This is a genomic window from Streptomyces sp. NPDC050439 (assembly GCF_040655335.1).
In the GTDB taxonomy this organism is placed as follows: Bacteria; Actinomycetota; Actinomycetes; order Streptomycetales; family Streptomycetaceae; genus Streptomyces.
The window spans coordinates 715,383-726,913 of the sequence record NZ_JBFAJT010000005.1 but is presented as its reverse complement, the minus strand read 5'-3'; the positions used below and the strand labels follow the sequence as shown (position 1 = coordinate 726,913).

Genomic DNA, 11,531 nt, shown 5'->3' with positions numbered 1-11,531 from the left:
GGTTTGCGTGGCTGTCGCAGAATTGGAGGTATGGCGGGTTCGGCGGAGCAGGCACGGCACTGGCGGTACGCGGAGCTGCCCGGGGTCGACCTGCTGCGTGCCCACTACATCGACAAGACGTTCGTGCGGCACACCCACGAGCACTACGTGATCGCCGCGATCGCCGAGGGCGTCGACGTCTTTCACCACGGTGGTGCCGACCAGTACGCGGGCCCGGGGACCCTGGCCCTGATCAACCCCGACACGACGCACACGGGCCGGGCCGGGGCGCCCGAGGGATGGCGGTACGCGGCGGTCTATCCGTCGCCGGACCTGGTCGCCGCCATTGCCGCGGAGACCACCGCCATTCGGGGGACCCCCGGCTTCATCCGCCCGGTGCTCGAGGACCCGTACGCCGTGACGCTCGTCCACCGGGTGCTGCGAGCCGCCGAGGAGGGCAATGCGCTCGCCGCCGACACGTTGCTGAGGGTGGCCGTGACCCGGCTGCTGCGGCACAACGGCGGGGCCGTGCCCCAGCGAGCCGCGCGCACGGCGGGAGCAAGGACCGCGGCACGCGCGCGTGCCGTCCTGGAAGAGCGGTTGGCCGACCCGCCGAGCCTGGAGCGGCTCGCCACCGACCTCGGAGTCGGCCCGTTCGCCCTGCTGCGTGCCTTCCGTGACGTGTACGGGATGCCTCCGCACACGTGGCTCACCGACGCGCGTGTGCGCGCCGCACGGCGTCTCCTGGACGGGGGAACGTCACCGGCCGAAGCGGCCGTCGCCGTGGGCTTCACCGACCAGCCGCACCTGAACCGGCACTTCACCCGCACGGTCGGGGTACCACCCGGGGCGTACCAGCGCGAGCGCAAGAACGCAGGCGAGCTCAAGAACGCAGGCGGGCGCAAGAACGTACAAGACGGGGGATCGGCCCTGCTCGTACCGTCCGGCGTGTGGCAGAACAGACGACACCCGCAGACACACCCGCGGACATAGGCGCAGGCCTTTCAGTTTCAGCAGACATGACAGCCGACCGGCCATCGGAGAAACCCGATTCCGCGGTGGTCCGCGACGCCCTCGGCGTCGGGGTCGCCGTCGGACTCTCCGGCTTCGCCTTCGGGGTGACCTCCGCGGGCGGCGGCCTCACCGTGCTGCAGACCTGCGTGCTCAGCCTGCTGGTCTTCACGGGTGCCTCGCAGTTCGCGCTGGTCGGGGCGCTCGCGGGCGGCGGGAACCCCTTCACCGCCGCGGCGGGCGCCTTCTTCCTCGGCGTACGCAACGCGTTCTACGGGCTGCGGCTCTCGCAGTTGCTCGCCCTCCCGCGCGCGGTGCGCCCGTTCGCTGCCCACTGGGTCATCGACGAGACCGCCGCCGTCTCGCTCGCGCAGCCGACCAGGCGCGCCGCCCGCATCGGCTTCACCGTCACCGGACTGAGCCTCTATGTGCTGTGGAACCTCACCACGCTCCTTGGAGCGCTCGGTGCCGAGGCCATCGGTGACACCGACGCGTGGGGGCTCGACGCCGCGGGACCGGCGGTCTTCCTGGCGTTGCTCGCGCCGATGCTGCGGACGACCACGGAGCGGGCGGTCGCGGCGGTCGCGGTCCTCCTGGGACTCGGCCTGCTGCCCGTTCTGCCCGCGGGGGTGCCGGTCCTGGTGGCCGCGCTCGCCGTGCCGGCGGTGCTCTACGTAGAGGGCCGAAGAGCCGTTTCCAAGAAAGACGCTCGCCCCGACGAATCCCAGAAGGAAGACCGTTGAACATCTGGATCGCGATCGGCGTGACCTTCGTCGGCTGCTACCTCGTGAAGCTCGCGGGCCTGCTGGTGCCCGCGGGCGCCCTGGAGCGCCCGCTCGTCAAGCGCATGGCCGCCCTGTTGCCCGTGGCGCTCCTGGCCGCGCTCACGGCCCAGCAGGCTTTCGCCGACGGGCGGGTCCTGGAGCTCGACGCCAAGGCCCTGGGGCTCGCGGCGGCGGCCCTGGCGCTGCTGTTGCGCGCGCCGTTCCTGGTCGTCATCGGGGCCGCCGTGGCCGTCACCGCGGGCGCGCGGGCGCTCATGGGCTGACCGCGTAATGTGACGCGTCACAACTGCGGCCCGCCCCCGGAGAGGAGACCCCGTGGCGCTGTCCCCCGAGGCGAAATCGCTCGCGGCGCGCTGCGAGCCCCGGGTCAATGAACTGGCCCGCAGGATGGCCCGTGAGTCGTTCGAGGAGCTCCCCGGGTACGCGGAGCTGCCCGACGACGTGAAGGACCTGGAGATAGCCGCGACCGCGCGCCACGGAGTGCGCCTCTTCCTGCGGCGCGTCACCGACCGGCCCGGCAGTCACAGGCTCTTCCGTGAGCGGGCCGCCCAGCGCGCGGAAGAGGGCATGCCGCTGCATCTCCTGCTGCGTACGCACGCTCTGGGGGTGTACGTCCTGTGGCAGGCGCTGCGCGACGAGGCCCGCCCCGGCGAGGAATCGGCCCTGGTCGAGCTCGTGGACGTCCTCCTGCAGTCGCACCCCTCCATCGTCGGGGCCGTGGCGGAGACCTACCTTGACGAGCGTTCCGCGCTGGAGGCCGAGCAGCGCGCCCAGCGCAGGTCCCTGGTCCGCGGTCTGCTGGACGGCATGGTGCCGCCCGGCCATGTGCTGCTCGACCAACTCAACCTCGCGGGGCCCGTGCTCGTCCTGGCGGTCGGTTTCGACGTGACGCCGGCCGAGGGCCCCGTAGCGGTACGACGGCGCCTGCGACGTGTGCAGACCGCCCTGGACCACGCCTTCGAGGTGGAGGTGCTCGCCCTTCTGGAGGCCGATGGCGGCCGCGTCGTCGTGCCCCAGGACTGCCGGCCTCCCGAGGACCTGCCGCGCCGGCTGAGCAAGGCCTGCGACCTCCCCGTACGCATCGCCGCCGTGAATGCCGCAGGGCCCGAAGCGGTGACTGATGCGGCGCGCACCGCGACCGAGATACTGCGCGTCACGCGCGCGTGCGGCTTGCCTCCGGGACTGCACCGCATGGAGGACGTACTCCTCGAGTACCACCTCTCCCGACGCAACGAGAGCAGCCACCTCATCTCCGCACTGCTCGACCCGGTGGCCGACCGGCCCGAGCTCCTGGAAACGCTGCGAACCCATCTGGGCCATCAGCAGGAGCGCAGGGCGACCGCCGCTGCCCTGGGCCTGCACCCCAACACCGTCGACAACCGCCTCGCGAAGATCGGCGAGCGCACCGGCCTCGACCTGTCGGCCCCGCGCGGCACGGCGCTCGCCATCGCTGCGCTGCTCCTGAGGGAGGCCGAGGAAGCCCCGTCAGACGATGGCCCGTCCGTACGCCCGTAGGGTGCGCAGCGCCTCGACTGTGACGATCGGGCGGGCTTCGAGGGCGCTGCCCGGCGCCCACTGCCGCCAGCGGACAGGCCAGCCGCCGTCTTCCTGCTGCTCCCGCGCGAGGTGGTCCAGGGAGCGCGTCATCTCCTCGTCGGTGAACCACGCGCGTGCGAGCGACTCGGGGGTCTTGGCGTAGTCGTGCGCGAAGTGGTGCTCACCTGGTGCGTAGCCCGGTGCCACGGGGTACGCCTCAAGCTTCTCGGGGTCGAGCGCCACGAGTCGCTGCTCCCGCGCGATCCTGCCGAGCCGGTCGGCTGCCGCCTGCGCGCGCGGGCGGTCGGGTGCCCCGTCGAGGAAGGCGACGGCCGCCTGGATCTCGTACGGATGGGACTTCTCCAGGGACTCCACCACGGCCCAGCAGAAGTCGGTGGCCCTGAACAGCCAGGCGTGCCACACCTCATTGCGGTGCAACAGGCCCACTACGGGGCCCGTGGCGAGTAGTTCGCTCGGCGGATCGTCCACCACGGGCACGAACGGAGCCGAGGGGTAGGCGCGTTGGCTGGGATGGATCGCCGGGAGGGCTCCGTCCGACGTCGACACCGACGTCAGATAGCGGCACACGCGCTCCATCCGCTGCCCGCCGCACCGTCCGATCGAGTCCAGGACGCGCAGCGCGTGCCCGACGTGCAGGGGCTGGCTGACGGGGCCGCGCAGGTCCGGTTCGAGCGCGTATCCGTACCCGCCGTCCTGGGTGCCGTACGCGGCAAGCGCGGCCTCGACCGCGTCGGCCGACGGACCGGCCCCGGTGCCGCCCGTGCCGCCCAAGAAGTGGTAAGCGAACCGCCGCTGCTCGAGGACGCGCGCGGTGAGCCAGACGAAGTGCTCGGCGCGTGCGACCGGCGAGGACGCGGCATGCGGGGATGCTCCGGTTTCGGCCATGCACAGACCGTAGGCCGGAAAGCGCCTTCAGTGATCCCCCTGCGTCCGGCTGCACTCTCAAGGGAGCGATACTGAGGGCATGCGGTTGACGATTTTCTGGGAGCGGATGGCGGACCACTTCGGACAGGGGTACGCCGACTCGTTCGCCCGCGATCACGTGATGGCCGAGCTCGGCGGACGCACGGTGCATCAGGCACTGGACGCGGGCTGGGACGCCAAGGACGTCTGGCGCGCCGTGTGCTCGGCCGTGGACGTACCGGCCGAAAAGCGCTGACGCAGGGATACTTCCGCGTTCTCCCGGGTCGCGTCGCGGGTGCCGAGGAGCGCGAAGATGCGGGGGCGGCGGCCGAATGTCGTCGACGTGGGCGAGACTGGCCCTGTGGCATCGACAGACGAGACCGCGCAGGTCACTCAGGACGTAGCTCCGCTCGGCACGACGCCGCCCGCACAGCCCCCGAACGGGGCGGAGACCGGGCGGACCGCCGGCATGCCGCGCTGGCTGCCGCGCGCCATGGTGCTCGCCCTCGCGCTCATCGCCTGTTTTCAGCTGGGCAGTTGGGCCTTCCATCAGCTGACCGGGCTGCTGATCAACATCCTGATCGCGTTCTTCCTCGCGCTCGCGGTGGAGCCGGCGGTGAGCTGGATGGCCGCGCGCGGGCTGCGCAGGGGCTTCGCCACCTTCCTGGTCTTCCTCGGTGTCCTGATCGCGAGCGCGGGCTTCATCACGCTCATGGGATCGATGCTCGCGGGCCAGATCGTGGACATGGTCGAGGACTTCCCCGAGTACCTCGACGACGTCATCAGCTGGATCAACCAGACGTTCCACACGGAGCTCTCCCGGGTCGAGATCCAGGACAGCCTGGTCCACTCGGACTGGCTGCAGAAGTACGTGCAGAACAGCGCCAGCGGCGTCCTGGACGTCTCCGCGCAGGTCCTCGGGGGTCTCTTCCAGCTCCTGACGGTCCTGCTGTTCTCGTTCTACTTCGCGGCCGACGGCCCGCGGCTTCGACGCGCCCTCTGCTCTGTGCTGCCGCCCGCCCGCCAGGCCGAGGTGCTGCGCGCATGGGAGATCGCGGTCGACAAGACCGGCGGCTATCTCTACTCCCGCGGTCTGATGGCGCTGATCTCCGGAGTCGCGCACTACGTCCTGCTGCAGGCCCTGGGTGTGCCGTACGCGCCCGTGCTCGCGGTGTGGGTCGGCCTGGTCTCGCAGTTCATCCCGACCATCGGCACGTATCTGGCGGGTGCGCTGCCGATGCTGATCGCCTTCACGGTCGATCCCTGGTACGCGCTGTGGGTGCTGATCTTCGTGGTGGTCTACCAGCAGTTCGAGAACTACGTCCTGCAGCCCAAGCTCACCGCCAAGAGCGTGGACATCCACCCGGCGGTCGCCTTCGGGTCGGTCATCGCGGGCACGGCACTCCTGGGCGCGGTCGGCGCCCTGATCTCCATTCCGGCGATCGCGACCCTGCAGGCCTTCCTGGGCGCGTACGTGAAGCGGTACGACGTCACGGACGACCCGCGCGTCCACGGACACCGGCGCAAGGGCGGGGTGTCCCTCCTCACGCGCATGAGGCGCGCGCTGCGTGGACCGAACCACCCGGGGGCGAGCTCGGAGGCCGAGGTCGCCGCCGAGGAGGCTTCGGGAGCGAGCCCCGCACCCGCTCCGGGGTCCGACCCGGAGCCGGGCCCGGGCGAGCGTCGGTAGCGCCAAGAACCGCCCGAGTGCCGGGGTCCGCCCGGCGGACGGTGCCCTTCCGTACTCTCGGTGGGACCCGCGTGGTGCGCTTGACACCAAAATCGAACATCCATTCTTATGGGTTGCCTGGCGGCGTTTTCCCGGGGTTTTCGCGGGGGGATCCCTGGGGCTCCGGCGGATTCCGGCGGGGCGATCGCCTCGAGTTATCCACAGGCCGGACGGGCGTCGAGGCGGATTGTCAGTGGCAGGCGCTAGCGTCATTGACGTGAAGCGATCGACACAAGCAAATCGGGTGGAACCCATGGCAGGAACCGACCGCGAGAAGGCGCTCGAAGCCGCCCTCGCACAGATTGAACGGCAATTCGGCAAGGGCGCAGTGATGCGCATGGGCGAGCGGCCGAACGACCCCATCGAGGTCATCCCCACCGGATCGACCGCCCTCGACGTCGCGCTCGGCGTCGGCGGCATCCCGCGCGGCCGTGTGGTGGAGGTGTACGGACCGGAATCCTCCGGTAAGACGACGCTGACGCTGCACGCCGTGGCGAACGCGCAGCGCGCGGGCGGCGCCGTCGCCTTCGTGGACGCCGAGCACGCACTCGACCCCGAGTACGCGAAGAAGCTGGGCGTCGACATCGACAACCTGATCCTGTCCCAGCCGGACAACGGCGAGCAGGCTCTGGAGATCGTCGACATGCTGGTCCGCTCCGGCGCGCTCGACCTGATCGTCATCGACTCCGTGGCGGCCCTGGTGCCGCGCGCGGAGATCGAGGGTGAGATGGGCGACTCGCACGTGGGTCTGCAGGCCCGTCTGATGAGCCAGGCGCTCCGGAAGATCACCAGCGCGCTCAACCAGTCCAAGACGACCGCCATCTTCATCAACCAGCTCCGCGAGAAGATCGGCGTGATGTTCGGCTCGCCGGAGACCACGACCGGTGGTCGCGCGCTGAAGTTCTACGCCTCGGTGCGACTCGACATCCGACGCATCGAGACCCTGAAGGACGGCACGGACGCGGTCGGCAACCGCACCCGCGTCAAGGTCGTCAAGAACAAGGTCGCGCCGCCCTTCAAGCAGGCCGAGTTCGACATCCTCTACGGCCAGGGCATCAGCCGCGAGGGCGGCCTGATCGACATGGGCGTGGAGAACGGCTTCGTCCGCAAGGCAGGCGCCTGGTACACGTACGAGGGCGACCAGCTCGGCCAGGGCAAGGAGAACGCCCGCAACTTCCTCAAGGACAACCCCGACCTCGCCAACGAGATCGAGAGGAAGATCAAGGAGAAGCTGGGCGTCGGTGTGAAGCCGAAGGACGAGGAGCCGGCCGCCGAGCCGGCCAAGGACGCGGCGGGTGCGGTGGTCGAGGACGCCGCCAAGACGGTGCCCGCGCCGGCGACCAAGGCCACCAAGCCCAAGGCCGCCGCGGCCAAGAGCTGATCCATGACGCGGCGCACGGACTGGGCGGACCAGATCACTCCCGAGCACCACACCGACCCCGCGGGCCGAGGCCTCGCGGACGGTGTGGATCAGGGTGGCGCCGACCAGGAGGGTGACGACACCGGCTTCCGCGGGGGCGGCGGCCGGCGAGGTCGCCGACGGCGTGGCGGCTTCGGCGAAGGCCGAGGCGGCGGTTCACAGGACAGCGGCCCCCCTTCCTCGTCGAGGGCCGAGAAGGGGGAGCCGCCGACGGCGGATCCGGCTGAGAAGGCGCGGGCGATCTGTCTGCGGCTGCTCACCGGGACTCCGCGCACGCGCAAACAGCTGGCGGACGCGCTGCGCAAGCGGGAGATCCCGGACGACGTGGCGGAGGAAGTGCTGACCCGCTTCGAAGAGGTCGGCCTGATCAACGACGGCGCCTTCGCGGGCGCGTGGGTGGAGTCCCGGCACCACGGCCGGGGCCTGGCCCGACGTGCGCTCACGCAGGAGCTGCGTACGAAGGGCGTGGACGCCGCGCTGATCGAGGAAGCTGTCGGACAGCTCGACTCGGAGCAGGAGGAGGCGACCGCTCGCGAGTTGGTCGCCCGCAAGCTCCGTGCCACACGGGGTCTCGACCGCGACAAGCGACTGCGCCGCCTCGCGGGCATGCTCGCCCGCAAGGGCTATTCGCAGGGCCTGGCGCTCCGGATCGTCCGGCAGGCCATCGAGGAAGAGGGCGAGGACGCGGGGGACTTGGGGTACGAGGGGGACTGAGCCGACCAGGGCCCTCGCGGGGGTGGGGCCCAGGTCAGGGCCGGGCAGCGCGGTGCGAACCGTGGCCCGGCCCTTTCGCGTTTCCGCGGAGGGCGGGACGAAGGCCCTCCCACTCTCTGCAGCTTCCATGGCGCCCACTTCAACTCCCGCTACGCACAAGCGGGGTGGGGTTAACCCCCCACCGAAGACGCCGGTCCACCGCACTGCAAAGGAACCTGTGCACAGGCGACTGTGTACGCATGGCAAAGGAACCCGGCACGACCGACGGCGCCCCGGAGGAGCTGAACGACCTCCGCGTCCTCAAGGCGCTCGCGCAGCCACGGCGCCAGCAGATGCTGCAGCACCTCACCGTGCACGGCCCGGCCACTTCGGCGACGCTCGCCAGGGCGCTCGGCCTCAACACCGGCGCCACCAGCTACCACCTGCGCGAGCTCGCCCGCTACGGCTTCGTCGAGGAGACCGCCGGGACGGGCCACGGCCGCGAACGCTGGTGGCGCGCGATCCCCGGGGACCGGCGCTTCCCGCCCCGCAGCAAGCAGAACGCCGAGACGCGGCTCGTCATGGACGAGCTGAACCATCTCTCCTACGCCGCCGACCTGGAGCTCTTCGAGCAGTTGCAGCGCGACGCCTGCGACACCGAGGGCGCCGGACTCGGTGAGTGGGCCGACGCGTTTCCGTACTCGCGCGGCACGATCCGGCTGACGCTTCCCGAGCTCCGCGAGTTCTTCGAGGAGTACATCGCCCTGCTCAACCGGTACAAGCGCCCCGACGCCGAGACCCCGGCCGACGCCCGCACCGTACTCACACGGCTCCTGGCCTTTCCGGCACCCGCACTCACCTCCGCCCCCTCCTCTCCCTCCCCCTCCGAGCCCGAGGCGACATCATGATGCTGCGCTACGCACTGCAGACAGTCCGAGACCGCAAGGGCGGATTTCTCGGCGCCTTCCTGGCACTGATGTGTGCGGCCGCGCTCATCACGGCCTGCGGCACCCTCTTGGAGACGGGCCTGCGCGGCACCATTCACACCGAGCGGTACGCCGCCACCCCCGTGATCGTCTCCGCGGACCAGAACGTGCACCAGACCACCGTCAAGCACAAGAAGGGCAAGACCAAGGTCAAGCACAAGGCCAAGCCGATCGCCGAGCGGGCCTGGCTGTCGGACGACATCGCGGACAAGCTCAAGGGGGTACGGGGAGTCGGCAAGGTCATCCCCGAACTCACCTTCCTCGCCACACCGTTGACCCCCGCGGCCGGTGACCTCACCGACAAGCCCGCGTACGGCCACGCCTGGGAATCAGCCGCGCTGACCCCCTTCCGTCTCATCGAGGGCAAGGCCCCGCGCGCCGCAGGGGACCTCGTCATTGACAGCGGCCTCGCCGGTCGTGCGCACCTCAAGACCGGCGACCGACTCACCGTCCAGTCGACACAAGCCCCGCGCTCCTACCGCGTCACAGGTGTAGCCGCCCCCTCCGAAGGCGCCCTTGCCCACCAGACGTCGCTCTTCTTCTCCTCCGGAGAGGCCGAGCGGCTCGCCGCGCACCCCGGAAAGATCACCACTCTCGGCGTCATGCCGGCTGACGGCACCGGAACGGGAGAGTTAAAGGAGGCGGTCGCAGACGCCCTCGCCGGTACGAAGTCGCAGGTCAGTTCCGGTGATGACCGTGGTCCCGTGGAATTCCTCGACGCGGCGGGCGCTCGCATCAAGCTGGTCAGCATGGGCGGCGCGATGGGCGGCACCTCCCTCCTCGTCGCCGTCCTCGTGGTCGTCGGCACCTTCGCCCTCTCCGTGCAGCAGCGCCACCGCGAACTCGCCCTGCTCCGCGCCATCGCCGCCACCCCGAAGCAGATCCGGGGACTCCTCGGCCGAGAGGCCCTGATCGTCGGTGCGGCCGCGGGCGTCATCGGCTCGCTTGCCGGGATTCCGCTCGGCGGCTGGCTGCACGGAAAGTTCGTGGACATGGGCGCCGTCCCCGCCACCCTGGAGCGGACCGTCAGCGTCTTCCCGCTCCTGGCCGCCGTGGCCGCGACGCTGCTCGGAGCGTGGGCCGCCGCCCGCCTCTCGGCCCGCCGCATCGCCCGTATCCGCCCGGCCGAGGCCCTCGCCGAAGCGCGCGTCGAGCGCGCCCGGCCGCCGTGGAGCCGCATCATCGCGGGCATTCTCATCCTTGCCGCGGGAGCCGTTCTGGTCGCCGTGCTCAGCGTGCTGCGCACGGAGCCCGCGTCGACCCCCGTGACGTTCCTGGCCGTGGTGGTCCTCTCCACCGCTGTCGCGCTGCTCGGCCCGCTCCTGGTCAGGGCGGCGGCTGCCGTGCTCCGCGGACCGCTGCGGCTCTCCGGCCCCGGCGGCCGCCTCGCGCACGCCAACCTTCGCGGCAACGCGGCCCGGATGGCGGCGGCCGTCACCCCGCTCGCCCTCCTCACCGGCATGACCTGCACCGTCCTGTTCGTCCAGCCCACCCTCGGCGACGCGGCCCGCGCTCAGGCCCGCGAGGGCATCCGCGCCGACTGGGTCCTGGCGGCGCAAGGGCCGGGCGTACCCGCCGAGGTCGCGCGGAAGCTGCGTACGACCGAGGGCGTCGAGGCCGCCACCGAGGTCGTACGCACCACCGTGCGCGTGGGGCTCGACAAGTACCCGGCGCAGGGCGTCAGCACGGCCGGCCTCACCCGCACCTGGGACCCGGACGTGACCGCCGGATCTCTGCGCGGCTTCGGCAAGGGCAGCGTCGCCGTCAGCGAACTGGCCGCCGACCAGCTCGGCCTGCGGCCCGGCAGCAGCCTGAAGCTCACGCTCGGCGACGGCACGAAGACCAGGCTCAAGGTCAGCGCCGTGTACGCGCGCGGGCTCGGTTTCGGGGATCTGACCATGGCCCACGACCTGGTCGCCCGTCACGTGGACAACCCGCTCGCCGCCACGGTCCTGATCAAGAGCGACCGTACACAGGAACAACTCGCGGCAGGCGTCGCGAAGTTCCCGGGCGTACGAGTTCTCGCTCCGGCCGCCGTCGACAACCTTCAGGCCGAGCGGCAGCAGGAGAACGCCGAGGTGAACTATCTGGCGATGGGTCTCATCCTGGCCTTCACCGCGATCGCCGTCGTCAACACCCTCGCCATGTCGGTCTCCGAGCGCATCCGTGAGTTCGCGATGCTGCGACTGGCGGGTGCTAGCCGCCGCCAGGTCCTGCGCATGCTGCGCACCGAGGCGCTTTCTGTCCTGCTCATCGGCACGGCCCTGGGCAGCGGCATCGCGCTCGCCGTTCTGACCGCCTTCAGCGTGGGCATGACCGGCAGCGCCGCGCCCTCGATCGCCCCCTTGGCGTACGTCTCCGTGGTGGCCGTCGCGGCTCTGCTCGCCCTCACCGCGACCGCGCTCCCGGGCCGCGCCGCCCTCCGACCCCGCCCCGTCACGGTGGCGACGGCCAAGGAGTGAGCGTGC

At 71.1% G+C, this 11,531-nt stretch carries 11 protein-coding genes; 10 read left to right on the top strand and 1 reads right to left on the bottom strand.

The features are described 5' to 3' along the window. Positions 1–30: 30 nt before the first annotated feature. Genes AB0I66_RS24280 through AB0I66_RS24265 form a run of 4 tightly spaced genes read left to right on the top strand, consistent with a single transcriptional unit; the run spans position 31 to position 3,290 of the window. Complete coding sequence (locus AB0I66_RS24280) at positions 31–972, top strand: AraC family transcriptional regulator (RefSeq protein WP_363210017.1); 942 nt, start codon at positions 31–33, stop codon at positions 970–972. A 26-nt stretch (positions 973–998) separates the two neighbouring features. Then, entirely contained in the window at positions 999–1,733 is a 735-nt protein-coding gene (locus AB0I66_RS24275) for an AzlC family ABC transporter permease (RefSeq protein WP_363210016.1), read from the top strand. Beyond that, on the top strand, positions 1,730–2,038 hold the full coding sequence (locus tag AB0I66_RS24270) for an AzlD domain-containing protein (protein ID WP_363210015.1): 309 nt from the start codon (positions 1,730–1,732) through the stop codon (positions 2,036–2,038). The genes AB0I66_RS24275 and AB0I66_RS24270 overlap by 4 nt, the downstream gene beginning before the upstream one ends. Before the next feature lie 52 nt (positions 2,039–2,090). Continuing rightward, on the top strand, positions 2,091–3,290 hold the full coding sequence (locus AB0I66_RS24265) for a helix-turn-helix domain-containing protein (RefSeq protein WP_363210014.1): 1,200 nt from the start codon (positions 2,091–2,093) through the stop codon (positions 3,288–3,290). Here the strand turns inward: AB0I66_RS24265 and AB0I66_RS24260 are convergent. Continuing rightward, entirely contained in the window at positions 3,261–4,217 is a 957-nt protein-coding gene (locus AB0I66_RS24260) for a hypothetical protein (protein WP_363210013.1), read from the bottom strand. The two genes, AB0I66_RS24265 and AB0I66_RS24260, sit on opposite strands and share 30 nt — an antisense overlap. A gap of 79 nt (positions 4,218–4,296) precedes the next feature. Here AB0I66_RS24260 and AB0I66_RS24255 point away from each other — a divergent pair, with 79 nt between their 5' ends. From AB0I66_RS24255 to AB0I66_RS24230, 6 genes are all read left to right on the top strand, one after another. Continuing rightward, positions 4,297–4,491: a DUF3046 domain-containing protein gene (locus AB0I66_RS24255; protein ID WP_363210012.1), complete on the top strand. Its 195-nt coding sequence runs from the start codon at positions 4,297–4,299 to the stop codon at positions 4,489–4,491. A 213-nt stretch (positions 4,492–4,704) separates the two neighbouring features. Then, positions 4,705–5,925, top strand: a complete 1,221-nt coding sequence (locus tag AB0I66_RS24250; protein ID WP_363210066.1) for an AI-2E family transporter — start codon at positions 4,705–4,707, stop codon at positions 5,923–5,925. Between the two features lie 292 nt (positions 5,926–6,217). Beyond that, the gene (gene recA / locus AB0I66_RS24245) at positions 6,218–7,345 is read left to right on the top strand and encodes a recombinase RecA (protein ID WP_363210011.1); all 1,128 of its coding nucleotides are present in this window, start codon (positions 6,218–6,220) and stop codon (positions 7,343–7,345) included. Positions 7,346–7,348: 3 nt separating this feature from the next. Next, positions 7,349–8,098: a recombination regulator RecX gene (gene recX, locus AB0I66_RS24240; protein ID WP_363210010.1), complete on the top strand. Its 750-nt coding sequence runs from the start codon at positions 7,349–7,351 to the stop codon at positions 8,096–8,098. A 239-nt stretch (positions 8,099–8,337) separates the two neighbouring features. Continuing rightward, complete coding sequence (locus AB0I66_RS24235) at positions 8,338–8,985, top strand: helix-turn-helix domain-containing protein (protein ID WP_363210009.1); 648 nt, start codon at positions 8,338–8,340, stop codon at positions 8,983–8,985. Further along, entirely contained in the window at positions 8,982–11,525 is a 2,544-nt protein-coding gene (locus AB0I66_RS24230) for an FtsX-like permease family protein (RefSeq protein ID WP_363210008.1), read from the top strand. Before AB0I66_RS24235 ends, AB0I66_RS24230 begins: the two co-directional genes overlap by 4 nt. The last annotated feature ends 6 nt before the right edge of the window (positions 11,526–11,531 follow it).

Coding starts and splice junctions, on each gene's coding strand:
- AB0I66_RS24280 (WP_363210017.1), top strand. CDS start 31: ATGGCGGGTTCGGCGGAGCAGGCACGGCACTGGCGGTACGCGGAGCTG.
- AB0I66_RS24275 (WP_363210016.1), top strand. CDS start 999: ATGACAGCCGACCGGCCATCGGAGAAACCCGATTCCGCGGTGGTCCGC.
- AB0I66_RS24260 (WP_363210013.1), bottom strand. CDS start 4,217: ATGGCCGAAACCGGAGCATCCCCGCATGCCGCGTCCTCGCCGGTCGCA.
- AB0I66_RS24255 (WP_363210012.1), top strand. CDS start 4,297: ATGCGGTTGACGATTTTCTGGGAGCGGATGGCGGACCACTTCGGACAG.
- AB0I66_RS24250 (WP_363210066.1), top strand. CDS start 4,705: ATGCCGCGCTGGCTGCCGCGCGCCATGGTGCTCGCCCTCGCGCTCATC.
- recA (WP_363210011.1), top strand. CDS start 6,218: ATGGCAGGAACCGACCGCGAGAAGGCGCTCGAAGCCGCCCTCGCACAG.
- recX (WP_363210010.1), top strand. CDS start 7,349: ATGACGCGGCGCACGGACTGGGCGGACCAGATCACTCCCGAGCACCAC.
- AB0I66_RS24235 (WP_363210009.1), top strand. CDS start 8,338: ATGGCAAAGGAACCCGGCACGACCGACGGCGCCCCGGAGGAGCTGAAC.
- AB0I66_RS24230 (WP_363210008.1), top strand. CDS start 8,982: ATGATGCTGCGCTACGCACTGCAGACAGTCCGAGACCGCAAGGGCGGA.